The sequence below is a fragment of the Burkholderia sp. LS-044 genome (assembly GCF_004803625.1).
GTDB classification, from domain to species: Bacteria; Pseudomonadota; Gammaproteobacteria; order Burkholderiales; family Burkholderiaceae; genus Burkholderia; species Burkholderia cepacia.
Genome location: NZ_SSWO01000002.1, coordinates 332,358 through 357,289 on the forward strand (window position 1 = coordinate 332,358; position 24,932 = coordinate 357,289).

Annotated in this window: 22 protein-coding genes; 9 read left to right on the forward strand and 13 right to left on the reverse strand. The window is 67.9% G+C overall.

Features of this window, described 5'->3' with window-relative positions; genetic code table 11:
• Positions 1–114: 114 nt before the first annotated feature.
• Genes fhuB through E9536_RS06665 form a run of 4 tightly spaced genes read right to left on the reverse strand, consistent with a single transcriptional unit; the run spans position 115 to position 5,606 of the window.
• The gene (gene fhuB / locus E9536_RS06650) at positions 115–2,139 is read right to left on the reverse strand and encodes a Fe(3+)-hydroxamate ABC transporter permease FhuB (protein WP_247873420.1); all 2,025 of its coding nucleotides are present in this window, start codon (positions 2,137–2,139) and stop codon (positions 115–117) included.
• Entirely contained in the window at positions 2,132–3,106 is a 975-nt protein-coding gene (locus E9536_RS06655) for an iron-siderophore ABC transporter substrate-binding protein (protein WP_136469535.1), read from the reverse strand. Before E9536_RS06655 ends, fhuB begins: the two co-directional genes overlap by 8 nt.
• Positions 3,103–3,933 carry an ATP-binding cassette domain-containing protein gene (locus tag E9536_RS06660; protein WP_124531795.1) on the reverse strand — a complete coding sequence of 277 codons (831 nt, stop codon included), beginning with the start codon at positions 3,931–3,933 and terminating at the stop codon, positions 3,103–3,105. The genes E9536_RS06655 and E9536_RS06660 overlap by 4 nt, the downstream gene beginning before the upstream one ends.
• Positions 3,930–5,606: a cyclic peptide export ABC transporter gene (locus E9536_RS06665; protein ID WP_136469697.1), complete on the reverse strand. Its 1,677-nt coding sequence runs from the start codon at positions 5,604–5,606 to the stop codon at positions 3,930–3,932. Before E9536_RS06665 ends, E9536_RS06660 begins: the two co-directional genes overlap by 4 nt.
• 219 nt (positions 5,607–5,825) lie before the next feature.
• Here E9536_RS06665 and E9536_RS06670 point away from each other — a divergent pair, with 219 nt between their 5' ends.
• Positions 5,826–6,611 carry a helix-turn-helix transcriptional regulator gene (locus E9536_RS06670; protein WP_124531797.1) on the forward strand — a complete coding sequence of 262 codons (786 nt, stop codon included), beginning with the start codon at positions 5,826–5,828 and terminating at the stop codon, positions 6,609–6,611.
• Positions 6,612–6,688: 77 nt separating this feature from the next.
• Here the strand turns inward: E9536_RS06670 and E9536_RS06675 are convergent, their stop codons facing one another.
• Positions 6,689–7,447: an SDR family oxidoreductase gene (locus E9536_RS06675; protein ID WP_059697465.1), complete on the reverse strand. Its 759-nt coding sequence runs from the start codon at positions 7,445–7,447 to the stop codon at positions 6,689–6,691.
• A 127-nt stretch (positions 7,448–7,574) separates the two neighbouring features.
• Positions 7,575–8,519 carry a LysR family transcriptional regulator gene (locus tag E9536_RS06680; RefSeq protein ID WP_059697463.1) on the reverse strand — a complete coding sequence of 315 codons (945 nt, stop codon included), beginning with the start codon at positions 8,517–8,519 and terminating at the stop codon, positions 7,575–7,577.
• Positions 8,520–8,685: 166 nt separating this feature from the next.
• On the opposite strand from E9536_RS06680, the gene E9536_RS06685 reads away from it, so the two are divergent.
• Positions 8,686–9,900, forward strand: a complete 1,215-nt coding sequence (locus E9536_RS06685; RefSeq protein ID WP_136469536.1) for an FAD-dependent monooxygenase — start codon at positions 8,686–8,688, stop codon at positions 9,898–9,900.
• Positions 9,901–10,023: 123 nt separating this feature from the next.
• On the opposite strand, the gene E9536_RS06690 is transcribed toward E9536_RS06685, so the two are convergent.
• Together E9536_RS06690 and E9536_RS06695 are read right to left on the reverse strand one after the other, a co-directional pair.
• Positions 10,024–10,956, reverse strand: coding sequence for an alpha/beta hydrolase-fold protein (locus tag E9536_RS06690; protein WP_059707176.1), 933 nt, complete (start codon positions 10,954–10,956; stop codon positions 10,024–10,026).
• A gap of 61 nt (positions 10,957–11,017) precedes the next feature.
• Positions 11,018–12,115: an OpgC domain-containing protein gene (locus E9536_RS06695; protein WP_027791907.1), complete on the reverse strand. Its 1,098-nt coding sequence runs from the start codon at positions 12,113–12,115 to the stop codon at positions 11,018–11,020.
• Positions 12,116–12,493: 378 nt separating this feature from the next.
• Between E9536_RS06695 and E9536_RS06700 the strand changes: the two genes are divergently transcribed.
• A complete protein-coding gene (locus E9536_RS06700) occupies positions 12,494–13,648 on the forward strand; it encodes a porin (protein ID WP_059697457.1) in 1,155 nt (384 codons plus the stop codon).
• A gap of 43 nt (positions 13,649–13,691) precedes the next feature.
• Here the strand turns inward: E9536_RS06700 and E9536_RS06705 are convergent, their stop codons facing one another.
• Positions 13,692–14,603 carry a LysR family transcriptional regulator gene (locus tag E9536_RS06705; RefSeq protein ID WP_048022506.1) on the reverse strand — a complete coding sequence of 304 codons (912 nt, stop codon included), beginning with the start codon at positions 14,601–14,603 and terminating at the stop codon, positions 13,692–13,694.
• Positions 14,604–14,741: 138 nt separating this feature from the next.
• Between E9536_RS06705 and E9536_RS06710 the strand changes: the two genes are divergently transcribed.
• Together E9536_RS06710 and E9536_RS06715 are read left to right on the forward strand one after the other, a co-directional pair.
• Positions 14,742–15,758 carry an aldo/keto reductase gene (locus E9536_RS06710; RefSeq protein ID WP_136469537.1) on the forward strand — a complete coding sequence of 339 codons (1,017 nt, stop codon included), beginning with the start codon at positions 14,742–14,744 and terminating at the stop codon, positions 15,756–15,758.
• Between the two features lie 211 nt (positions 15,759–15,969).
• Positions 15,970–16,710, forward strand: coding sequence for a sulfite exporter TauE/SafE family protein (locus E9536_RS06715; RefSeq protein ID WP_175861454.1), 741 nt, complete (start codon positions 15,970–15,972; stop codon positions 16,708–16,710).
• A 102-nt stretch (positions 16,711–16,812) separates the two neighbouring features.
• On the opposite strand, the gene E9536_RS06720 is transcribed toward E9536_RS06715, so the two are convergent.
• Both E9536_RS06720 and E9536_RS06725 read right to left on the reverse strand, forming a co-directional pair.
• Positions 16,813–18,999, reverse strand: a complete 2,187-nt coding sequence (locus E9536_RS06720) for a hypothetical protein (protein WP_136469538.1) — start codon at positions 18,997–18,999, stop codon at positions 16,813–16,815.
• 482 nt (positions 19,000–19,481) lie between these two features.
• Positions 19,482–20,378 (reverse strand): LysR substrate-binding domain-containing protein, encoded by an 897-nt coding sequence (locus E9536_RS06725; RefSeq protein WP_027791901.1) that lies wholly within the window; start codon positions 20,376–20,378, stop codon positions 19,482–19,484.
• A gap of 126 nt (positions 20,379–20,504) precedes the next feature.
• On the opposite strand from E9536_RS06725, the gene E9536_RS41340 reads away from it, so the two are divergent.
• The 4 genes from E9536_RS41340 (at position 20,505) to E9536_RS06740 (ending at position 23,897) form a co-directional block, all read left to right on the forward strand.
• Positions 20,505–20,645, forward strand: coding sequence for a hypothetical protein (locus E9536_RS41340; RefSeq protein WP_155522853.1), 141 nt, complete (start codon positions 20,505–20,507; stop codon positions 20,643–20,645).
• A 255-nt stretch (positions 20,646–20,900) separates the two neighbouring features.
• Entirely contained in the window at positions 20,901–21,761 is an 861-nt protein-coding gene (locus E9536_RS06730; protein ID WP_136469539.1) for a peptidoglycan DD-metalloendopeptidase family protein, read from the forward strand.
• Positions 21,762–21,980: 219 nt separating this feature from the next.
• On the forward strand, positions 21,981–22,880 hold the full coding sequence (gene bla / locus E9536_RS06735) for a class A beta-lactamase (RefSeq protein ID WP_059697449.1): 900 nt from the start codon (positions 21,981–21,983) through the stop codon (positions 22,878–22,880).
• 144 nt (positions 22,881–23,024) lie between these two features.
• Positions 23,025–23,897, forward strand: coding sequence for a LysR substrate-binding domain-containing protein (locus tag E9536_RS06740; RefSeq protein WP_027791898.1), 873 nt, complete (start codon positions 23,025–23,027; stop codon positions 23,895–23,897).
• A gap of 66 nt (positions 23,898–23,963) precedes the next feature.
• Here the strand turns inward: E9536_RS06740 and E9536_RS06745 are convergent, their stop codons facing one another.
• Together E9536_RS06745 and E9536_RS06750 are read right to left on the reverse strand one after the other, a co-directional pair.
• Positions 23,964–24,299, reverse strand: a complete 336-nt coding sequence (locus E9536_RS06745) for a hypothetical protein (protein WP_027791897.1) — start codon at positions 24,297–24,299, stop codon at positions 23,964–23,966.
• 327 nt (positions 24,300–24,626) lie between these two features.
• The gene (locus E9536_RS06750) at positions 24,627–24,881 is read right to left on the reverse strand and encodes a GlsB/YeaQ/YmgE family stress response membrane protein (RefSeq protein WP_027791896.1); all 255 of its coding nucleotides are present in this window, start codon (positions 24,879–24,881) and stop codon (positions 24,627–24,629) included.
• Positions 24,882–24,932 lie beyond the last annotated feature (51 nt).

The following is a 24,932-nucleotide window of genomic DNA, read 5'->3' on the forward strand; positions in this document are numbered from 1 at the left end:
GGGGGGGACGATCTTTATCGACGGGCATCTGACGGCCTCGTCTGTCTTGAATCCATGCACTACCGAACAATCGCCGGGCCGACATCGTGGTCGATCCCGCGACCCGTGACGCAATTACCGCCGCAACCCGCGCAGCATCACGAGCGCGACGAGCCACGGTCCGCCGAGCAGCGTGGCGACGAGGCCGGTCGCGATTTCCTGCGGAAAAACGATCTGCCGCCCGAGCCAGTCCGCCGTCACCATCAGCAGCGCGCCGAGGGTTGCGGCCAGATAAAGCTGCGGCACGGGGCGGCGCGCACCGGAAAACCGTGCGATATGCGGCGCGATCAACCCGACGAACGACAACGGCCCGACAATCACGGTAGCCGCCGCCGTTGACATGGCCGCCAGCAACAGCAATGCGAAGCGCGCGCGACCCACGGGCACGCCGACGCTCGCCGCGACGTCCGTGCCGAGCGCAAGAGCGGCGAGCCAGCGTCCGGTCAGCGGTGCAACGGCGAGCGCGAGGAGCGCCAGTGCCGCGACGCTCCATGCGATGCCGGGCGCGACGTAATAGGTGGATCCGATCAACAGATCGACGAGCACGCCCGCGCGCGGATCGCCGCTTGACATCAGCGCGCCGACTACCGCGTTGAACAGCGCACTGATCGACAGCCCGACGAGCAGCAGGCGCTCGGGCGCGAATCGCGCGCGCCGTCCGAACCAGACGAGCAGCACCAACGTCGCGAACGTGCCGGCCACGCAGCCAGCCACGAGCGCGGCGGGAACGAGGCGGTGACCGAGAAACAGCACGGCGACCATGCCGAACATGCCGCCGGAACCCACACCGAGCACGTCGGGACTCGCCATCGGATTCGCGCTCATGCGTTGCAGCAGTGTTCCCGCGACTGCCAGCAGAGCGCCCGCCGCCAGCGCCGCGACGAGGTGGGGTACGCGCCAGAACAGCAGGCTCTCGATTTGCGTGAGCGTGGCGACGCTCGTGCCGGTGGGGCCGCGAGAGACCGCCAGCGACAGCAGGCATGCGAGCGGCAGCAGCATGGCCCACACCAGCGCCATCGCACGAGGCGCGCGGCGATCATGCCGGGGGCCCGTTGCAGCATGCGCATCGGGCCGCGAGCGCAAACGCGGCAGCAACCCGACGAGCAGCGGCACGCCCACGATCGCGGTCGCGCTTCCGGTCGCGATCACGTGTGCGGAAAACAGGTCGGCCCGCGCGGCCGTGCGCACGATTTCATCGGTGAGCGACAGCAGCGCCGCGCCGGTGAGCGGTGACCACACGAGCCGCGCGCGCAATTGCCGCGCGCCGGCCAGGCGGGCCAGCAACGGTGCGGCCAGGCCGATGAAGCCGATGACGCCCACTTCGGCGACCACGAACGCCGTGAGCGCGACCGCGACGAACAACGCGGCGCCGCGCACCCATCCGACCGCGACACCGAGATGGCGCGCCGTCGTGTCGCCTGCGTCGAACAGACTCAGCGGACGATAGAGCAGGGCGGCGCCGCCCGCGCAGGCGGCGAGCTGCATGCCCAGATGCAGCGTCGGTTGCCAGCCGTTCTGGTCGAGCGCGCCGCCGCCCCAGATCTGCAAGCCGGCAAGCCTGTCGAAATGCACCACCGAGATCGCGAGACTGATTGCGCCGCAGTACAGGTTCACCACCATGCCGCCGAGGATCACGCCGAGCGGCGACATACGTTGCGCCCATGCCAGCGCGAACACGACGAGCATTGCGGTCGCGCCGCCCGCGAGCGCCAGCGTGCTTCGACCCATGGCCAACCAGCCGGGCATCCAGATCGTCGCGACAGACAGCGTGAGATACGCGCCCGGGAACACCCCGAGCGTCATGGGTTCAGCGAGCGGATTGCGCAGCACCTGTTGCATCAGCGCGCCCGCGAGACCGAGTGCGGCGCCGCACAGCAGTGTCATCGCGACGCGCGGCAGCAGGCTGTAGTGGACGAGCAAGGCCCCCACGTCCTGCGTGTCGGCGGTGGCCGCGAGCGCGTGCCAAAAGGATGCGCCCGCCAGTGCGCGATGCACGTCCGCGGCGGTGAGGCATGCGGCGAGTACGGCCATGGCGCCGACCAGCGCCAGGCGCCGATCGCTTGTCCGCGCGACGCGTCCGGCCAGCACGAGGTTACGCAAGGCTGCCTCCGCCGTGCTCAAGTGTGGCGAGGGCGATCGAGACGGCCGCGGCGAAGCGGCGCATCGACACGAGTCCGCCGAAGGCCGCGATCACCGGCAGTACTGCGACGCGTTTCTCGCGCACGGCAGGCAGCGCACGCCACAACGGGCTCTGGTTCAGCGCGGCACGCACGGCGGCGCGCAGCGGCCCGATCAGCAGAATGTCCGCGTGCGGGACATCGAACAGGCGTTCCAGCGCGACGGTGGCCGAGCCGGTTACGGAGGTGCGCCATGGCGTGGAGGCCGCGCGGCTCGCCGCGTCGCGAGGATGGGCCGCATTGTCGACACCGATGCGCGCGAGCACGTCGTCGAACAGGCTACCCGCGCCATAGACGCGAAAATGTCGCTCGTCGAGTGCTTCGGCGACGATCACGGCTCGCGCCGGGTGAGCCCCGGTGCTCGCGATCCGGGTGGCCACCGACGCGAATTCCTGTTGCGCGGCGGCGATCAGCTCGGTGGCGCATAGCGGCGCACCGATCGCGCGCCCCATCGCGGAGGTTTCGTCGCAGAGCACCTCGAGAGGCCGTGCAGCGCTCATGTATGTGCCCAGCGTGAGCGTCGGCGCGATGCGTCGGAGCGGCGTCATCAACGCCGCATGCGCCGGCGTGACGATGATGAGATCCGGCGCGAGCGCGAGCAGCACCTCGAAATTCGGCTGATAGAGCAGGCCGACATCGGCGACGCTGGGCGGCAACGGCGGCGTCACGATGCCGCTCGCATACCAGTCGGGCAACGGAATGCCGACGGGCGCGCGCCCGAGCGCGAGCAGCGTTTCCGTCAGTTCCCAGTTGAGCACCACGATGCGGTGCGGGAACCGTGTGACCGCGGCAGCGACGCATGGCGCGGAGAACCGTGGGCCTGAGCCGGCGAGCGCGGTGAACGCGACGAGCAGTTGCCGGCGGCGCGGATTCGCAACGAGCGGGTTCATGCCGGAAACCCCAGGCGCCGCCCGCTGACCGGATCGGCGCTCACGCGCATCGGCACGCCGTAGATCGATTCGAGGTGTACCGGGTCCATGATGTCGGCGGCGCGCTCGCGCATCAGCAGACGGCCCTCGCGCAGCGCAACGATGCGGTCGCAGAATCGCGCGGCCATGTTCACGTCGTGCAGGACGACGACGGCGCTCATCGCCCTCGTCGCGCAGAGCGTGCGCACGAGTTCGAGCACGGAGAGCTGATGGTTGAGGTCGAGCGCCGACGTCGGTTCGTCGAGCAGCATGCAGCGGCAGTCCTGTGCGACCAGCATCGCCAGCCATGCACGCTGACGCTCGCCGCCCGACAGTACGTCGACGGGGCGATCGGCGTGACGGAGCACATCGGCTGCACGCATCGCGCGCTCGACGTGCTCGGCGTCTTCTTCCCCGAAGCGTCCGAGCGCGCCATGCCACGGATAACGCCCGAGGGCGACCAGTTCGTGCACGGTCATGCCGTCGGTGGGCGGCGTCTGCTGCGGTAGATACGCGACCTGGCGCGCGAACTGGCGTGCGCCCCAGTCGGCGAGCGGCTTGCCCGCGTAGCGAATCGTGCCGGCAGTGGGGGCGAGCTGGCGAGCGAGCAATTTGACGAGCGTGGATTTGCCCGAACCGTTGTGCCCGACCAGCCCGGTCACGCATGCGGGTTCGATCGCGAGAGTGATCGATTGCAGCAGGGGACGGCCGCTGGCGACGTACGACACGCGTTCGAGCGAGAACGTCGCGGTATTGCCGGTGTCGCCGCATGCGGAGCGGGCTGCTTCGTCGCGCACGATGTGGCTCATGCCGCGCTCGCCATGTCGTTGCCGCCCGTACGCCGCGCATTGTCCGCGCCGGCCGTGTCCGCGCTAATCGCGGCGATGCGCCCGTTCTCGAGTTTGATGAGCCGGTCGGCGAGATCGAAGTAGCGATCGTCGTGCGTGATGACCAGCACGGTCTTGCCGTTCGCCTTCAGCGCGGGCAACAGCGTGCGATAGAACACGTCCTTGAAGGCCGGGTCCTGATCGGCCGCCCATTCGTCGAAGACATAGAACGGTCGATCCTCCAGGAATGCGACCAGCAGCGCGAGGCGTTTGCGCTGACCTTGCGAAAGGGCGAGCGTGGAGAACGTGCCGCGCTCGATGCGCACCTTGTGGTCGAGTTGCAGCGCGACGAGCAACGTACGCGCCATCCCTTCGCGTTCGCCGGTCAGGCCGAGCAGCGAATCGAACAGATGAAAATCGCTGAAGACCACCGAGAAACGCTGTCGATACGCGGCACGCGTCGTGTCGTCCACGGCGACGCCATCGACGAGCAGACGGCCGCGCTCGGGCGCGTAAAGGCCGACGAGCAGCTTCGCGAGCGTGGTCTTGCCGCTGCCGTTGCCACCGACGAGATACACGAGCTCTCCGGCGTCGAACGTCAGATCGATGGGCCCGAGCGTGAACAGGCCGTCGTCGCTTTCGCGCACATAGCGATGTTCGACACCTTCGAACGCGATGCGCGAGAATCCTTCGGCCGGGGCTGGGGCGGAATCGGCGTGATTGCCTGGTTCGGCAGGCAGCGCCGCTTCGAGCGCGCCGATGCGCTCGAACGCAACGCGTGCCGAGTTGAGCGACGGTAGCGCCGCGAGCAGCCCTTCGACGGGCATGATCAGATAGAGGAACACGAGCGCGTAACCCGACATGACGTGTGCGTCGGCGCCGAACAGATGCGCGAGCACGAAAGTCGTCAGGCCGACGAAACCGAACAGCAGCAAATTGCCCCAGCTTGCCGCGAGCGCGTGCAGCACATAGCCGCGCGTGCGCTGCACGCGCACCGCTTCCACGTGCGGTGCGAGCTCGCTGCCGACGAACGCGTCCGCGCGGGCGCGATGCAGCTTGAGTTCCTTGGCGCCGTCGAACAACGCACGAAACTGGTTCAGCAGCGTGTCCTCGCGGTCGCGCGAGGCACGCAGATGACGCAGCGCACGGGCGCTCACCAGCTGCGTGCCGAGCGTGCCGGCCCCGAGCACGCCCAGCGCGACCGCAAGGATCGGCAGCGAGAGCATGCCGAGGTACGCGAGACAGCCGACGATCACGGCGCCCTGCATCGCAATAGAGGGCAGGCTCACGAAGAACACGACGATGCTGTCGAGATCCTGGGTCAGCGCGCCCACCGCGCGGGCCGCGCCGCACCGCTCCAGATCGCGGAACGACGCGGCGGTAATGCGTCCGATCGTCTGCATGCGCAGTTGAGCCTTGACGCGCTGACCGAGATACATGAATAGCGCCTGCGAGCCGATGCGGGTCACGAGCACCAGCGCGGCGAGCAGTACGAAGCGCATGCCCAGGTGCATCAGCTGTGCGCCCGACGCTTGCAACGCCTGATTGATGAGTGCCACGAGCGCCGCGTTCGCGAAGCCGCTCGCGAGACTCGCGAGCAGCGCGACCGGCAGCAACCAGCGTGAGTAGCGGAGCAATGAGGCAATGAGAGGCATAAGTCGTCGAAGGTCGTGCGGACGTGCTGGCTGCACGTGTTGTGTCTCAGAAATAAGAATGAGACGTATTAAATATGGCGAGCGGGATTTGGCCGTAACCATTGATGGGTAAGGAGATTAATGCCTCCCGGAGCCGAAAGGTAGACAGGTGATATCGATTTTTTGACAGAATTTGGTGAATTTGAAATATCATGGCGCACTTCCTTTCGAACGTCTCCGATGAAGGCTTTTCTGCTCAAGCGCTATCCGCTGGCGCGGGTGCCGCTGCCGCGCCAGGTGGCCGCGACCCTCGTGAACTACCGTCAAGGCGAACGCGTGGCTTGGCATCAGCATCGCCATGGCCAGCTCGTCTTTGCAGCGAAGGGCGTCGTTCGCGTGCTCACGCCGGCCCGCACATGGACGCTCCCGCCGTCGCGGGCGGTGTGGCTGCCGTCGGACGTCGATCACGAACTGCACGCGGTGGGCGACACCGCGCTATGCAGCGTCTATGTGGAACCCGAAGTGTTTCCGTGGCCTTGGGAAGAGCCGGCGGTCATCGCCGTGTCGGTGTTGCTGCGGGAACTCGCGCTCACGGTGGTCGACGGGGCGGATACCTATACGGCCACGAGCCGTGCCGGGCTCGCCGCGTCGTTGCTGATGAAAGTGCTCGCGGAAACGCCGAGCCTCGCCGAGCCGGGTGTGCCCTTGCCGCGCGATGAGCGCCTGCTCAAGCTGTGCGAGCACATGATGAACGACCCCGCGAGCGATCTCACGCTGGACTTCTGGGGCGAGCAATTCGGCGCGAGCGGCCGTACGCTCGCGCGCCGGCTGCATGCCGAGACGGGGCTGACGTTCGTGGCCTGGCGGCAGCAGATGCGCGTCGCGGAAGCGATCACGCGCCTTGCGCTCGGCCAGTCGGTTGCGCAGGTGGCAAAAGATCTCGGGTATCGCAGCGCGAGCGCGTTCATCGTCATGTTCCGACGGATCACGGGCGAATCGCCGCAGCGATATCTCGCAGCGAGCTGAGCGGGCATGATTCGGGCCGGCCCGGCGATGCAGCGCCGCGCATGCATGCGGCCCGATCGGGATTCCTCGCCGCGCGCTTATCCCCGCCCGACAAACGGCATGGCCGTCGCCATGATCGTCATGTTCAGGATGTTCGTGTCCAGCGGCAGGTTCGCCATCTGGACGATCGCGTTCGCGACGTGCGTGACGTCCATGCGCGCTTCGGGCGCGAGGCTGCCGTCGGCTTGCGGGACGCCTTGCGTCATCCGTTCCGTCAGCGACGTCGCGGCGTTGCCGATGTCGATCTGGCCGCACGCGATGTTGTACCGGCGGCCGTCGAGCGCCAGCGCCTTGGTGATTCCGGTCACCGCATGCTTGGTGGCCGTGTACGCGATCGTATCGGGGCGCGGCGCATGCGCCGAGATCGAGCCGTTGTTGATGATTCGGCCGCCCTGCGGCGTTTGCGCTTTCATCACGCGCCATGCGGCCCGCGCGCACAGAAAGACGCCGGTCAGGTTCGTCGCGACGACGCTGTTCCACAGATCGAATTCATATTCGTCGAGGGAAACCGCGGGCGCGTTGCGGCCGGCATTGTTGAACAGCACGTCGAGCCGGCCGAACTGCTGCGCGATCTGCGCAAACGCGTGGTCGACCGATGCTTCGTCGGTGACGTCCGCAGGAAACACGTGCGCGTCGCCGCCGGCGGCGCGGATCGCGTCCTGCGTTTCGCGCAACGAGGCCTCCGTGCGACCGAGCAGCGCGACGGTGAATCCCGCGTGGGCGAGCGCGACGGCCGCTGCGCGACCGATGCCGGAGCCGGCGCCCGTGACGGCTGCGAATTTCTTCGAGACAGACATGGCTTGATTTCCTGCTGGTTGAAAGAGGACGAGGCGGTCGATGACCGGGATCATCGCCGCATTCGGCAATGTAGTCGAAATGCGCGGTGCGCATGTCCGGGCGACATCGCAACGCACGCTCGGCTGACTACTTCGTCCGGCCGGGCGCGGCCTTTCGTGCCCGCGTGCCGGTCTGCGCAAACAGATCGACCACGACGTCGCGCAGCCACCGGTTCCCCTCGTCCTGGTTGACCCGTGCATGCCAGAGCATGTGAATCGGCGTCCCCGGCAGCGCGACGGGCAGTGCGCGCCAGCCCAGCGAAAACGGTGCGGCGAGCTGCTGCGCGAGATGCTCGGGCACCGTCGCGATCAGGTCGGTGCGCTGCAGGATGTAGCCGACGCTCATGAAATGCGGCACCGTCAGCCGCACCTGGCGCGCCACGCGGCGGCGCCTCAGCCATTCGTCCACCTGCCCGTGACCGGTGCCGGCCGACACCACGACCAGATGTTCGGCATTGCGCCATGCGTCGACCGTGAGCGGCGCGTCCTCGAGCGGATGCCCCCGCCGGAACAGGCACACATAACGCTGATCGAACAGCCGGCGCTGATAGAAGCCGCCCTTGAGCTGCGGCAGCAGGCCGATCGCGAGATCGACGCGGCCGTCGGCCATTTCGTCGCCGAGGTTGATGCTCGTGTTGCGCACGGTATTGAGCGCGATGCCCGGCGCCGCTTGCGACAGGTGTTCGAGCAGCGCGGGCAGGAACACGACTTCGCCGATGTCGGTCATGCCGATCGTCAGCGTGCGCGTGGCGCGCAGCGGATCGAAACCGGTCTCGGGATTGAGCGCGGCGTGCAGGGTCGCGAGCGCGTGCGACACGGGTTCCGCCAGGCGCAGCGCGAACGGCGTCGGCACCACGCCGCCCGGCCCGCGCACGAACAGCGGATCGCCGAGCCGGCGGCGCAGCTTCGCGAGCGCGTTGCTCACGCCCGGCTGGCTCATGTTCATCTGCTCGGCGACGCTCGACACGCGCCGTTCCTGCATCAGCCGCTGGAAAAGCAGCAGCAGGTTGAGGTCGATATCGCTCAGTTCCATGGGTTTTGCCTCGCCCGGTTCATTGCATTCAGTGATGATGCAGATTCATTTCATTTTATTGTGGAATGAAAGTCGGCTCCCGAGAATACCGATACGGCCCATGCAATCGGCATGGCCGCTGCGCACGTCGCACACCCCACATCGGAATATCGGAGACACCTTCATCATGCAGACGAACCTGAAGATTGCGATCGTCGGCGCCGGGATCGGCGGGCTGACGCTCGCGCTCGCGCTGCGCGAGCACGGCATCGACGCGCAGATCTACGAACAGACGGAGGTGCTGCGCGAAGTCGGCGCGGCCGTCGCGCTGTCGGCCAATGCGACGCGCTTCTACGAACGCATGGGCCTGCGTGCGGCCTTCGACGCGGTGTGCGCGGACATCCCGGGGCTCGTCTATCGCGACGGCCGCAGCGGTGCGGTGATCGGCCATCATCGCGGCGAGCCCGACTATCGCCGGCAATTCGGCGGCGCGTACTGGGGCGTGCATCGCGCGGATCTGCAGGCCCTGCTGTCGAAGGCGGTCGGCCTCGACAGCATCCATCTCGGCCACCGGTTGACCGATCTCGTGCAGCACGCCGATCGCGTCACGCTGGCGTTCGACAACGGCGTGCGCATCGACGCCGATCTCGTGATCGGCGCGGACGGCGCGCGCTCGATCACGCGGCGCTGGATGCTCGGCTACGACGATGCGCTGTATTCGGGCTGTTCGGGTTTTCGCGGCGTGGTGCCGGCCGCGCGGCTGAGCCTGCTGCCCGATCCCGAAACGCTGCAGTACTGGATCGGGCCGCACGGGCACCTGCTGCACTATCCGATCGGCGACGGCGGCGACCAGAATTTCCTGCTGGTCGAGCGTCATCCGTCACCGTGGCCGTCGCGCGACTGGGTGATGCCGTCGGAAGAGGGCGAGCAACTGCGTGTATTCAGGGACTGGCATCCGGCGGTGGTGCAGATGATCACCGCGGTGCCGATCAGCCAGCGCTGGGGCTTGTTCCATCGGCCGCCGCTCGGCCGCTGGAGCCGCGGGCGCGTGACGCTGATCGGCGACGCCGCGCATGCGCTGGTGCCGCACCACGGGCAGGGCGCGAACCAGTCGATCGAGGATGCGGTGGTGCTGGCGGCGCAACTGGCGAAGGCCGGGCCGGGCAACTGGCGAGAGGCGCAGGAAGCGTACGAGCGGCTGCGTCGCGGCCGCACGCGCAAGGTGCAGTACGCGTCGATTTCCGTGGCCGATGTGCTGCATCTGCCCGACGGGCCGGCCGCGCAGGCGCGCAATGCGCGTCTGGCCGAGCGCGACAGCGTGCTGCATCACCTGGACTGGATTCACGATTTCGATGCGCTCGCCGGGGAGCCGGACGAGCGCCAGGGCGGCACGTGGCTTTGAGCCCGCCGTCAGGCCCGGGCGCGCCGGGACGGCGTGCGCAGCGCATGGGACGGGGCGACGGCCTGCGGCCGGCCGGTCACCGTCGCGCCGGGTGAAGACGGGCGGGGTAGCGCCCGCCCGCCGTCACTTCACGCACTCGAGCGCGTACTTCAGTCCCGTCCCGAGCAGCCCGCGCCATACGTCCCACGTATGCCCGCCGTCGACGATGCGCAGTTCGGCCGGGTTCTGCGCGCGGCGCAGGTGCGTGTACAGCACGCTCGATTCGGCCTGGATGGTCAGGTCGTCGTCGCCGGCCGCGATGAACATCGGGATTCGCCAGCTGCGCGCGAAATAGCCGCGCATCAGCGCCGGGTAGTTGAGTTCGTGCCACACGCGCGGGTCGAACTGCCGGTCGCCGAACACGCCGACGTAGCGCGCGGCGGAATTGAGCGGCGGCTCGTTCGCGTAGATCGCGGGGCTCAGCAGCATCGCGCCGCAGAACAGCCCCGGTTCGAGCAGCGAGAAGCGCAGCGCGCCGAACCCGCCCATCGACACGCCGCCGATCGCACGGCCCGCGCGCTGGTTCGACACCGCGAAGTGCGCTTCGACTTCGGGCAGCAGGTCGTTGAGAAACGCGCTCTGCATCTTCTCCTTGCGGTCGACGTACCAGTCGGTGCCGCCCTGCGGCATCACGATCACGACGGGCGGAATCTCGCGGCGCTCGATCAGCGTGTCGGCGGTGGCCTGCAGCCGGCCCTGCGTGACCCAGTCGTTCGCGTTGCCGGCATTGCCGTGCAGCAGGTACATCACCGGGTAGCGCGCGCCTTCCGGGTTGTAGCCGGGCGGCAGGTAGACCGTGTACGACCAGTCGCGCTTCAGCGACGCCGACCGGAACGTGCGCAGCACGACGCTGCTGCCCGGATTGAGCGCGGGCTCCTGGGCGGCCGACGGGGTCGTCGCGGTCTGGACGGCCGGCGGCGGCGCGGGCGATACCGCGGGCGCGGGCGGCGTGGCGCGGGCGGTGGCGATGGAGCCGGCGATCAGGGCGAGGGCGAACGGAAGGGCGAGTCGGCGCATGTCGAATCGTTTCAGGAGAGGCGCCGGCTATCGTAGCAGCGGCGCATGACGGCGCGGCGCGTCATCGCCGCGATCGGAACGGCAGCCGCGCGACGAGCGGCCCGTAGAGTTTGGCGACGAGATACAGCAGGCCGATCGCGACGACGTCGGCGGTCAGCCCGAGTTTCACGTCGAGATAGCCCTCGGTCGCCTGGTAAAGCAGCGAATCGACCGCGAGCGAGATGCCGGTGCCCGCGACGAAGCACAGCAGCCCCTGCCGGCCGATCGTGCCGATCCACGGCATCGCGTGCGCGACCTTCTTCATCCAGCCGAGGTGGACGAGCTTGGCCGCGAGCCACGCGATCGCGAGGAAGTTCGCGAGCCGCAGCGCGCCGAGGTTCTGCTTGATCGACGGATCGGTCGGGAACGGTTCGATGCGCAGCCGGTAGTACGCGCCGGCCGCGACGATCGCGAGCGACACGGCCGTCAGCAGCCAGCCCTGCGGCTTGGGCGCGAGCGTCTGGTAGACGGGCTGGCAGCGCGCGATCACGCCGAGCACGAACAGGAACTGCCACGCGAACGGGTTGAAGTCCCACGGCGCGCCTTCGACGGTCGGCAGGAAGCGCGCGACATGCGGCGCCGCGAACCACAGCGAGCCGCTGAACGCGAGCAGCAGCCACGGCTGCGTGCGTGCGAGCGGCAGCGTGAGCGGGACGAGCAGCGCGAAGAACGCGTACATCGGCAGCACCGACGCGAGGTACGGCTGGCGGCGGAACAGCAGGATGTCGCGCAGCGCGGCGAGCGGCTTGTGGAGCAGGCCGTCGAGGTCGTTGGTCGGCATGTTCGGGCCGTCGATCGCGAACGCGTTCAGCACGGCCGTGATCAGCAGCATCAGGCCGGCCGTCACGAGGAACGCGCGGTAGATCTCGAACGCGCGCCGGATGAAGCGCTGGCGCGCGGCGGCTTCGTCGTGCCGCTCGGCGAGCGAGTTGTACGCGATCGCGGTCGCGAAGCCGCCAAGGAACACGAACACCTCGGCTGCGTCGCACAGCGCGTACGCGTGCAGCGTCACGCGCGACAGGATGCTGCCGCCGATGTGGTCGACGACGATGACGAGCAGCACGAGGCCGCGAAAGAAATCGAGCTCGGCGTAGCGGCCGGCCCGGGCCGGCGCGGTCATCGGGCCGCCTTCCGGCGCGGGCCGCGTGCGCGGCCGGCACACGCCGCGCATGAATCGGGGTGAAGCATGAATTCGTGAAGAAATGACGAACGGATGCGCATTGTGCCACCGATGCGCCAGGGCTCGGGTTTACGCGGATGGCGGCGCGTCCCGCCGCTGCCGATAAGCCGGGTCAGGCCGTCCGCGCGACGGGGCAGTTGGACGAGCGCAACGTTTTGCGCAGGGTTCACATGCCCCGATGGACGGACGGTTTGCGACGTGACACCATTTTGTCCTCACGCGGCCGCACACCGCGTCGTCCGCCCTGCGGGCCACACCTACAACAGATCGAACAATCGCCGGGCGCGACACGCCCGGCCCCGGCTCCGGAGATTCGTCATGAAGAAGCACGTCTTTTTTACCGCTGCGCTGGCTGCTTTCGCCGCGCCGGTCTTCGCCCAGAACAGCGTGACGCTGTACGGTGTGATCGACGAAGGCTTCAACTACACGAACAACGTGAATGTGAATGGGGTCGGAAAGTCGAATTACCAGCTCGCGAGCGGCTATGCGCAGGGCAGCCGCTGGGGCCTGAAGGGCAGCGAGGATCTCGGCGGCGGGCTGAAGGCGATCTTCACGCTGGAAAACGGTTTTGACGTCAACAACGGCCGGCTCGGGCAGGGCGGCCGCATGTTCGGCCGCCAGGCGTTCGTCGGGCTCTCCGAGTCGCGTTTCGGCACGCTGACCTTCGGCCGCCAGTACGACTCGGTCGTCGATTATCTGGCGCCGCTCACGGCCAACGGCAACTGGGGCGGCACGCTGTTCTCGCACCCGTTCGACAACGACAACACGGACAACTCGTTCCGCGTCAACAACACGGTCAAGTATGCGAGCGCCGACTGGAACGGCCTGACGTTCGGCGGCACGTACAGCTTCAGCAACAGCACCGGCTTCTCGAACAACCGGCAGTACAGCCTCGGTGCGCAGTATTCGCTGGCCGGGCTGCAGGTCGCGGCTGCGTACCTGCAGGCGAACAACCCGGGTGTCGGCAGCGCGGGCGCGATCACCGCGGATGACGCGAACTTCGTCGCCGACCGCCTGCGGATCTTCGGCGGCGGCGTCAACTACACGTTCGGCCCGGCCACGGTCGGTTTCGTCTACACGAAGACGGACGTGAAGAATCCGGTATCGACGGTCTACCTGCCTGCTTCGACGTTCGCCGGCCTCGGGCTGACCGCGACGAAGTTCCAGAACTTCGAGATCAACGGCAAGTACCAGCTCACGCCCGACTTCTATCTCGGCGCGCAGTACGTGTACACGGACGGCAAGTTCGATGCCGCGGCCGGATCGTTCAAGCCGAAGTACCACACGGTCGGCCTGATGGCCGACTACAGCCTGTCGAAGCGCACCGACGTCTACCTGCAGGGCGCATGGCAGAAGGTTGCCGGCGACAAGACCGGCACCGCGGCCGACGGCGGCTACGTGGTCGGGACGGACGGCCCGTCGGCGTCGTCGAACCAGTTCGCGGTGCGCGCCGCGATCCGCCACAAGTTCTGAGCGTTTCGACCGGCTGGGGCCGGTGCCCCGGCCCCAGCCCGCGTCAGCCCGCCCGGTACGGGCCGCCGAGCGTCTCCGCGAGCCAGTCGACGAAAATCCGCACGCGCGGCGCGAGATGCCGCCCGGTCGGAAACACCACGGACACGGGCAGCGGCTCGGCATTCCATTCCGGCAGCACCTCGACCAGCGAGCCGTCCGCCAGCAGCGGCCCGAGCCCTTCGCGCGGCGCCTGGATCAGCCCGAGGCCCGCAAGACAGCACGCGAGATACGCCTGCGAGCTGTTGACCGACACGACGCTGCGCATCTTGACCGCATGCAGTTCGCCCGTATCCATGTCCGCATATTCCCAGTCCAGCTCACGGCCCGTTCGGCTCGAGAAATAGCCGACCGCGACGTGGTCCGGCAGCTCGTCCGGCGAGCGCGGCGTGCCGTGGCGCGCCAGATACGCGGGCGCCGCGCAGTTGATCTGCGCCAGCTCGCCGATGCGCCGCGCGACGAGCGACGTGTCGGACATCGTGCCGACCCGCACCGCGCAGTCGATGCCGTCGGCGACGAGGTCGACGAAGCGGTCGGTCGTGCCGATCACGACGCGCAGGTCGGGGTAACGTGCGTGGAAATCCGGTAGCGCCGGAATCATCTGGTTCACCGCGAAGCGCTCGGGCAGGTCGACGCGGATCGCGCCGCGCGGCGTCGCGCCGGCGTCCTCGAACAGCGTTTCCGCATCGTCGAGATCGGCCAGCAACCGCATGCAGCGCTCGTAGTAGGTCGCCCCCTCGGCCGTCAGCGCGACGCGCCGCGTCGTGCGCTGCAGCAGGCGGACCTTCAGGTGCTTTTCCAGATACTGGACGGCGTTGCTGACCGTCGGGCGCGGCAGTTGCAACTGCTCGGCCGCTTTCGTGAAGCTGCCGAGATGGGCGACGCGCGCAAAGATGCGCATTGCATGCAGATGATCCATGCGGGGCGGGGGTGTGGGCGGATGGACAGGCTCCATTGTTAATCAGCGTCGAATGGTTTGGTGGAGTGTTTCGCATTTATCGCGCGTCGCGATGCGCCCAGAATCCGGCCTGTCGATTCATCACTCGAGGAAACGGACATGGAGATGCGTGAACTGGGCCGGTCGGGCCCGCGGGTATCGGCGCTCGCGCTGGGCTGCATGGGGATGTCGGACTTCTACGGGCCGGCCGATCGCGCCGAGAGCATCGCGACGCTGCACGCGGCGCTCGACCACGGCATCACGATGCTCGACACCGGCGATTTCTACGGAATGGGCGACAACGAGATGCTGATCCGCGATGCGCTGCGCGGCCGGGCACGCGATCAGGTGCTGATCAGCGTGAAATTCGGCGCGCTGCGCGATCCGGCCGGCGGGTTTGCGGGCTACGACGCGCGGCCGGCGGCGATCCGCAACTTCGTCGCGTACTCGCTGAAACGGCTCGGCACCGACTACATCGACATCTACCGGCCGGCGCGCGTCGATCCGGCGGTGCCGATCGAGGAGACGATCGGCGCGATCGCCGATCTCGTGAAGGCCGGGTACGTGCGCCATGTCGGCCTGTCGGAAGCCGGCGTCGACACGATCCGCCGCGCGGCGGCCGTCGCGCCGATCTCCGACCTGCAGATCGAATATTCGCTGCTGTCGCGCGGTATCGAGGCCGGGATCCTGCCCGCGTGCCGCGAACTCGGGATCGGCGTGACGGCCTACGGCGTGCTGTCGCGCGGGCTGCTCGGCGGGCGCTGGAGCACGGCGCGGCAGGGCGAGCGCGATTTCCGCGCGGCGAGCCCGCGCTTCCAGGGCGAGAACCTCGCGCACAACCTCGCGCTCGTCGACGCGCTGCGTGCCATCGCCGACGAGAAGGGCAGCAATCCCGCGCAGGTCGCGATCGCGTGGGTGCTGTCGCGCGGCGGCGATATCGTGCCGCTGATCGGCGCGCGCAAGCGCACGCAGCTTCAGGACGCGCTGCAGGCGGCTGAAATGCAACTAACGGTCGATGACATCGCGCGCATCGAAGCGGCGGTTCCCGCCGGGGCGGCTGCCGGTGAGCGTTATCCGGCCGCGCAGATGGCTCACCTCGACAGCGAGCAGGGACGGGGGACATTTCACGGGGACTGATCGACCCGGCCGGTAGCCGGCGCACGCGACCTGCGTTGAACGAAGGCAGGCGTGCGCCGGACGGCGGCGGCGCGGTGTGCGAATGTGCGCGCGCGCCGGCCGCGCCGGTTCCGCGCGGCAGGCCCGAGCCAGCCTCAGGCAAAGCCAGATGGCGGGCGGCGCGATCGGGGTTCACGATCGGCGCCGTACTCATCCGGACGGAATGCCTTTCATGCACATTGATACGCTGACGATCGTCGCGGTGGTTTTCCTGCTGGCCGGCGCGGTCAAGGGAATGATCGGGCTCGGCCTGCCGACCATCGCGATGGGCTTGCTGACGCTCGCGATGCCGCCGTCGGCCGCCGCGAGCCTGCTGCTTGTGCCGTCGTTCATCACCAACGTGTGGCAGTTGTGGCTCGGCCCGTCGTTCGGGCCGCTGCTGCGCCGGCTGTGGCCGCTGCTCGCCGGTCTGACGATCGGCACGCTGACGGGCGGGCTGCCCGCGCTCGCGGCCGGCAGCACCTGGACGCATGCGGCGCTCGGCGTGGTGCTGATCCTCTATGGGCTGTGGGGGCTCGCCGCCGCGCGGCTGCCCGCGCCGGGGCGCCACGAAAAATGGCTGTCGGCCGTGGTCGGCTACCTGACGGGTGTCGTGACGGCCGCGACCGGCGTGTTCGTCGTGCCGGCCGTGCCGTACCTGCAGGCGCTGCGGCTGTCGAAGGACGACCTGATCCAGGCGCTCGGGCTGTCGTTCACCGCGTCGACGATCGTGCTCGGCCTGCAGTTGCGCGTGACGGGTGCGCTGGAGACGGTCGATCTCGGCGTGTCGGCGCTCGCGCTCGTGCCGGCGCTGGCGGGTATGGCCGGCGGGCAGTATGCGCGGCGCGTGATGAGCGAAAAGGCGTTCAAGCGCTGCTTCTTCGTCGGGCTGATCGCGCTCGGCGCGTACATGGCGGTTTCGGGGTGGCGGTGAGCGGGCATCGCCGGCGAGCGTGATGCCCGCTGTCCGTGACGATCCCGAAGCCGGTCGTCGAAACCGGCTTCGGGCGCATTCACCGGGCGCGGGCCACCCCGCTCAGGCCGGATCGGCGTACTTCAGCGTCCACCCGAACGTACGGGTCGCGCCCGCGCCGAGTGCGAACGGCTTCGTCGTGCACGCGAAGTTCGAATGCAACTGGCCGATCGGCGTCGTCGACAGCGGATTCGTCGTGCCGTTCACCGTATCGAAGGCGGACAGCGCGCAGGTGTCGAACCCGGTCGCCGCATAGCCGGTCGCGGGGCTGTTCGCGTACGTGACCGACACGCCGTCGCCGTTGGCCTGCGTCGAGGCGAAATCCGCGAACGACGTGAAGTCCGTTTCGACCGACAGGTTGCCGGTGAGCGTGCCGGTGCTCAGCGTGTCGCTGCGCGCCACCGAGCCGTGCGCGAACGTCAGCACCGTGTGCACCTGGAGGTCGAGATCCGTCGTGTACGCCGCGTTTTTCGATGCGAGCCGGAACTTCGCGGTATCGAACGACACGATCACCTGCCCGTTGCCTTGCTGGACATTCAGGTTCCTGTAGTACGTGACGGGAATGTAGGTCTTGCCGTTGTGCGACACCTGCGGAATCAGCAATGCGTAGCCGAGATCGGTCGTGCCGTAGGTCAGCTTGTCGGAGGACGGCACCGGGTAGTACGGCGTGAACGAGTTGTAGTCGGGCGCCTGGCTGAGGTTCAGGTTGATCACGCGCCGGCCGTCGCGCACGGTCACCAGCGCCGCGCTGTATGGATGCGCGGGGTCGTTCGGCCGGTTGTACCAGGTGAGCGTGTAGCGCGGGAGCGCGTCGAGCCATGCGTTGTAGTCGGCGTCGGCCATCGGTGCCTTGCCGCCGAAGCCGAGCTTGTTCCACCACGCGTTCACGTACAGGTACTGGTGCAGCAGGCTGAAGTTCTCGCCCATCACGCGCGGCTTGCCGCGATACGCGTCCGTGCCGCGACCCTTGACCCACATGTTCACCGAGGGCGTCGGCAGCGACGGGTCGTACCAGAATGTGTCGAAGCGATGCGCCGCCTTCGTGATGAACGTGTATGCGACCTGCTTTTCCTGGTCGGACAGCACGCCGGCGTTGGCCGCGGCCGTCAGCACTTCCATGAACGCGGAATCGCCGTACGGGCCGATCGAGCGGCCGTAGTTGAAGCCTTCGCCGTCGCCGTTCAGCTGCGGCAGGATCAGGTCGACGGACTTGCGCAGATACCCCTTCAGTTCCGGCGTGAAATTCGCTTCGTTGCCCATCTCGAACGTGCGCTCGGTCACTTCGCCGATCAGCAGCGTGCTGTAGCGGTCGAAGCGCGCCTGATCGTAGTAGGTCGTGTGCGTGTTCGACGCTTCGTCCGAGAACCCGCCCGACGAGTCGTTGCGGATATGGTTCGTGAGCGTGTACAGCAGCGCGTCGCGCGCGTCCATCGTCGCGACCGACGGATCGGTTTTCGACGCGAACGACGGGCTGCTCCAGCCGAGCTTCTGGCGCAGCCCGGCGATTCCGTAGGACACCGCATAGTAGTTCTGCGCGGTGTTGAGCGACGCGATGTCGATCGGCGTGCCGGCGGCCGGGCACGTGTCGACCTTGCCGCTCGCGTCGGGGCCGAACATGTCGCAGAACCGCAGCCGCTGCTGCAGCGTCGCGAGCATCGCGTCGCTGAAGACTTCGTTGAGCATCCCGTGCGCCTGCAGGTTGTTCAGCGCGACGAGATAGTAGTACTCGCCCCACGACGTGTTCGCATACGTATAGTTGCCGCCCGACTGCGCCATCATCGCGGTCGTGATCTTCTGGTAGGTCGCGAGGTAGCTCGCGTATTGCGGATCGTTCTTCGACTTCATGTCGATCAGGATGTACGACAGGCCGAGCGCGAGCTTGCCGGGCAGGAATTTGTCGCCGGTGTTCGTGTCGAGCACGTGGACGGGCGTGCCGTCGCCGAGATCCATCACGACCTGCGTGAAGTCGGGCGACTTCCGGATCAGGTCGAACAGCGCGCGCATCTGGCCCATCATCGTGATCGGCGTATCCGTGCCGGCCGGCACGCGCGTGTCGGCCGCGCCGTAGACGAGCGCCTGCAGCGAGTTCGCCGCGAGCGCGGAGGCGGGCGGCGACGTCGGCGTCGAGTTCGACGGCGGGGACGACGAAGACGGCGGATCGGTGATGTCGTTGCCGCCGCAGGCACTGACGAACAGGACGGAAAGGGCGCTGAGCGCGGCGCCGAGCGCGAATCTGCTGCGCGGATGCATTGTGTCTCCAGTCTTGAATAGTGATGAGGGACGGGCGGGGGTGGCCGTCGCCGCGCTCGATGCCCGTGCCTGGCCGCCGCCTTGCAACCCTGATCCCTGAAGACGGACGGCCTGAATCACCATTCGAGCGGGCAAGCGTTCTCCCTGCGCGGGCCGTGGCCGGCGTCGCGCGGATGCATTGGAAAACGTTTTCCAAATTTAGGCATCGAGCGGCGTGATGTCAATGAACTTTCACGTCGAACGCGCCGGGAAAAACCCGGATGGCGGGGTACGAGGAAATGGAGCGACAGATTGGAATGCCGCAAAAATTACGGGGATTTCTTTCGGTCGTGACGAGGTGACGCGCGGGAGGTCGATGCGGACGCGGCGAGCAGAGAGACTATCCGGCGACATCTGCGCGCCGGATTTCGAGAGAAAACGTTATCCATAAGAATCGAAGCGAATCGTGCATGCATCGCGGCATCGACCGCGATCGACGCGCGTCACCTCGGCGCGGTTTCGCCGGACAGGAACGCGACGAATTCGCGCGTGTACTTCGGCAGCGCGTCGAACGACCGCGCGCACAGCTTCAGGCGACGGTGGCTCCACGGATCGGACAGCTCGACGAGCCGCACGTCCATCGTCTGCATCGCACGTTCGGCCGCATGGCGCGACACGATGCCGATGCCCACGCCGCTGGCGATCACGCGGCAGATCGCATCGAAGCTCTTCAACTGCACGCGGTAGCGGATCCGCTTGCCGAGCGCGCGCGCCTGGTCGGCGAGATGCACCTGCAGTGCGCTGCCGTCGGTGAGGCCGATGAAGTCGGCGTCGGCGATCGTGTCGAATGCGACCTTGTCGTGTGACGCGAGCGGATGCGCGGCCGGCACGACGACGATCAGCCAGTCCTCGCGGAACGGCTTCTGTTCGAGCCCGCCGAGCCCGACCGAATCGGCGACGATGCCGACCTCGGCCGTCTTGTTGCGGATCGCATGCACGATCTCCTGGCTCGAGCGCTCCTCGACGCTGATCGACAGCTTCGGATGATGCGGCAGGTAGTCGGCCAGCGCATCGGGCAGGTATTCGCTCAGCGACGCCGTGTTGCACAGCAGCCGGATATGCCCGCGCAGCCCCTGGCCGTATTGCTGCAGTTCGCCGCGCATGTGGTCGATCTGCTGCAGCACGGTGCGCGCGTGGTGTTCGAGCGCGCGGCCTGCGTCGGTGGCCTGCGCGCCCGACTTGGTCCGGTGCAGCAGCGGTACGCCGAGCTCGTCCTCCATGCCGCGGATGCGCTCGCTCGCGGCCTGCAGCGTGATGTGGGTCCGCTCGGCGCCGCTCGTGATCGTGCCGGCCTCGCAGATGTTCAGGAAGAGCCGCAGGTCGGTCAGGTCGAAGCGCATGATGGGTGGGGGCGATCGCGTTGGAATGGCCGATAAGTTAGCAGGGAACCGCGGCCGGGGTCTCAGGCTTAGCCTGAGGCCCGATTCGCCGGTTCCGTATTTTCGGGGCGCGATCGATGACGGATCATGGCCGCACATCAACCGGGGGAGCCTGTCATGCGGATCGATCCGTCGTGGGGCGTGTCGTTCAAGATCGCGCTGCACGTGCTGTTCCTGTGCATCGGCATCGCGTGGGCCTGTTCCGAACTCGCCGCGTGGCTGCGTTGAGCGTCGCGGCGCGCAGCAGTGGCAGGCTGCGACGCCTATCAAAACGAGTTCGTCATAGTTTTACGAAACGAAAATTCTTCCGTTTTCGCGCGAAAAAACCATCAAGTTTTTCCGAATCGGACCGTATTACCGGTAGCGAATGCCGGCCGGCATCCGGTTCGTGATCGTTTGTCATCATTGTTTTCATCCGGTTACACGTCGGCCGTTCCGTTTTTGAGATGCTTGAAAGATTGTCAAACCGGAGTCGGATCGTCCATGAAATCGCACGAGATTCACCGTCACGCGGCGTGGCTGCCGGGCCTGGCCGCCGTGCTCGTCATGGCCGGTTGTGCAAGCACGCAGTCCGTTCCGCCGAGCGACACGCTGGCGGCACAGTCATTACCGTCGAGCCCGCCGGCCGTTGCGCCGGCGGCCGCCACCCCGCCTCCCGCGCCGATTCTCGTCGCGCAGAAGTACGTCGTGAAGCGCGGTGACACGCTGACGAGCATCGCGTCCGCGAACGGCTGCAGCATTGCCGACCTGCGCACCTGGAACAAGCTGGGCGCGAACGGCAGGCTGCGCATGGGGCAGGTGCTGCGCATCGTCAGGCAGCAGCCGTTGCCGCCGCCGGGCGCGGCCGGCGTGCAGGTGGCCGCCTCGTCGGCTGCGAGCAATGGCGCGGGGAGCAGCCTCGCATCGGCGCAGGCCACCGCGTCGACCGCGAGCGACCGTCAGGTCGTCAAGGAAACGAAGCGGCATGCAGGCGGCGTCGCGCTCAAGTGGCCCGCCAACGGCAAGATCGTCGACGGGTTCCGGCCGGGGCAGAACCGCGGCATCCAGATCGCCGGCCGGCCGGGCGACCCGGTCCGCGCCGCGGCCGACGGCCGCGTGATGTACGCCGGCACCGGCCTGAACGATTACGGCAGCCTGATCATCGTCCAGCACAACGCGGATTTCCTGACCGCCTATGCGCACAACCGCAAGCTGCTCGTGAAGACGGGCGACATCGTGCGCCAGGGCGACGAGATCGCCGAGATGGGCGACCTCGACAACTCGCGCGTCGCGTTGCTGTTCGAAGTGCGGCGCGACGGCAAGCCGGTCAATCCGATGCCGTACCTGCCTTCGTCGCAAGGGTGAGGCCGGGTCGTTTCGCTGGAACGTGGCGGCGGTCGCTGCTACGCTAGGGCCTGTTCATGCGAGTCCCGTGCTTCGCGCGGGGCCGACGGCCGTCTTTCGGGGATGCGCGGTGAATGCCGTCGCGGGCCGGCCGCCGGCGCGAACGGGGGCGCTTCGTCAAGGCGTGCCCGCGTCGCTTCGTGCCACCGTTTCCGACAGAAGACAGAACACACCTCATCCATGGAACACTCTCCGACACGCCGCTCGCTGTTGCTTGCCGCCGTGGCCGCGCCGTTCGTCGCCGCGTGCACGTCCGCGCCGGTCGCCGACCAGGGGCGCGCCCACGCCGCCCAGGCCGAATTGACCGCGCTCGAGAAGGCGTCGAATGGCCGGCTCGGTGTCGCCGCGCTCGATACGTCGAACGGCGTGCGCATCGCTCACCATGCGCGCGAGCGCTTCCCGCTGTGCGGCACGTATGCGGTCGTCGCGGCTGCCGCGATGCTCGCGCGCGGCTCGCTCGACGCGTCGCTGCTGCCGCGCCGGATTCTTTACCGTCGCTATGAAATCGTGTCGGGCTCGCCGGTCACGGAAAGCCACGTCGACACGGGCATGACGATCGAGCAGCTGTGCGTGGCGATGCTGCAGTCGGGCGACAAGGGGGCCGGCAACCTGCTGATGGGCGTGCTGGGCGGCCCGCAGGCCGTCACGTCGTTCGCGCGCGCGAGCGGCGACACGTCGTTCCGCCTCGATCACTGGGAACCCGAACTGAATCACGCGGCGCCCGGCGACGAGCGGGACACGTCGACACCGGTCGCGATGATCGACACACTGCAGCGGCTGCTGCTCGGCAATACGCTGCCCGAACCGCAGCGTGCGCAGCTGACGGAATGGATGGTCGGCGGCGCGCGCGGCGCGACCGGCATCGCGGCGGGCGTGCCGCCGGGCTGGCGCATCGCGGACAAGGCCGGCACGGGCGGTTACGGCACGACGGCCGACGTCGCCGTGCTGTGGCCGCCGTCGCGTGCGCCGATCGTGATGGCCGTGTCGTTCACGCAGCCGCAAGCCGCGGCGGCGGCCCGCGCGGACGTCGTCGCGTCGGCGGCGCGCATCGTGGCGGGCGCGCTCACCGCGACGGCCTAGGGCCAGCGCAAGCCCGTTATTAGCGTGAACAGGCCCTAACGCCTCGCGCCTCGCGCAAAACCGGCGTTTGGCTTATCGTGTCGGACAGCGCGCGCCGGAGCCGGCGCGCGGCCCTTTCGCGCCGTTTTTGCGTTTGCCTTCTTCATGCACCGACTTCCGCCCCTGCACGCACTGCAGATCTTCTCGACGGTGGCCCGCCACCGCAGCTTCACCCGCGCGGCCGAGCAGCTGTGCGTCACGCAAGGGGCGGTGAGCCGGCAGATCCAGACGCTCGAGGCGCATTACGGCTTTCCGCTGTTCAAGCGGCATGCGAAGGGCCTCACGCTGACGGCGGAAGGCGAGCAGTTGCTGCCGGTCGTCAACGAGAGCTTTGCGCGGATCGAGGACATCTCGATGAAGCTCACGCGGCAGCGCACCGATCTCGCGCTGAAAGTGCCGACCTGCGTGATGCGCTGGATGCTGCCGCGCATCATGCGCTTCCAGGACGAGCATCCCGATCTCCACGTGCAGATCACGACCGCGTGGCAGCACGTCGTCGATTTCTCGACCGAGCCGTTCGACGCGGCGATCGTCTACGGCACGTCGCCGGGCGCGGGCGTGTTCGCGCTGCCGCTGTTCGACGAGCGGCTGACGCCCGTCTGCGCGCCCGAATTGCGGCAGACGTCGCCGCTCGACTCGGTCGGCGACCTGGTGCGTCACACGTTGCTGCATCCGACCCGCGACCATCGCGACTGGCGCGCCTGGCTCGATTACGCGGGCGAGCGCGGCGTCGATCCCGCGCGCGGGCCGACGTTCGACACGCTCGATCTCGCGACGAACGCGGCGATGCAGGGCTTGGGCGTCGCGGTCGGCGACGTGACGCTCGTCGACGACGACGTCAGCGCGCGCCGGCTCGAACGACCGTTCGACCTCGTGCTCGAGACGGGCGCGCGCTACTTCTTCGTCTATCCCGAGAACATCGGCAACCAGCAGAAGATCCGCGCGTTCAGCGACTGGATCGCGCGCCACCGCGACTGAGCGGCGCCGCGCGCGTTCACCGAACCGGCGTGCGGAACCCGTCCGGCGTCGCGCCGGCGAGCGGCTTTACTGGTATGTCACGACCGCGATCATCGGTGCGTGATTGTTGCCGGGACGGCTCGGTAAAACGATTGCGCGCGAGGCCTGAGTAAAGGTCGTGGTCTTGATCGCCTGCTGGCTCGCCGCGTCGACGAACGCGATCTGGCCGGTTGCCGGGCGCGGACAGTCGGCGCGTACGCGCCCATTGGCGAGATCGGGCGTATCGAGCGCGAACGAGCAGGGCGGCTCGACGATCATGCCGGAGAAGTGGATGATGCCGGACGCGCCGGCGGCGAAGGACGAGGAAGTGGCCAGAAGCGAGGCAGCCAGGGCGAACGAGGCGGCGATATGGCGGTGCTTCATGACAGGCTCCATATAGGAAGCGCGTCGCAGCGGGGCCGCTCGGGTGGCAGTCCGTCAACGCCGCGATGCTGTATGCGTAAACGGCAAAACCATTGGGCCTCTTGAATGAAAAAATCGAAATAATGACTATAGGCAAACGATTGCGAATTGCTTGAATCAATGTAGGCCGAATCTGCGCAATCGCAAGTCAGGGAAAAGCCGGGGGGATAAGATCGAACGGCGAACGGTCGTCGCGACCGTTGTGCGGGCAACGGGCTCGCGCCGTCCGGAATGCAAAAACGCCGCTCGTCTCGAGCGGCGTTTTGCGTTGGGGCGAAGGTGCGCCGTTCAGTTCATGCGCTTGCGAACCGCGCCGACGATCACGAGCAGCACGATCGCGCCGACGATCGACGCGATCCAGCCCGCGCCCTGGCCCGGCGAGTACCAGCCGGCGGCGCGGCCGACGTAGCCGGCGATCAGCGAGCCGACGATGCCGAGCACGGCGGTCATCAGGATGCCCATCTTGTCGTCGCCGGGCTTGAGCGCGCGGGCGAGGAGGCCGACGATGAGCCCGACGACCAGGGTTTCGATGAATTGCAGCATGAACGCCTCCCTATTGCGGTTGAGCTGTTGACGAAACGAAGTTGACCCGTG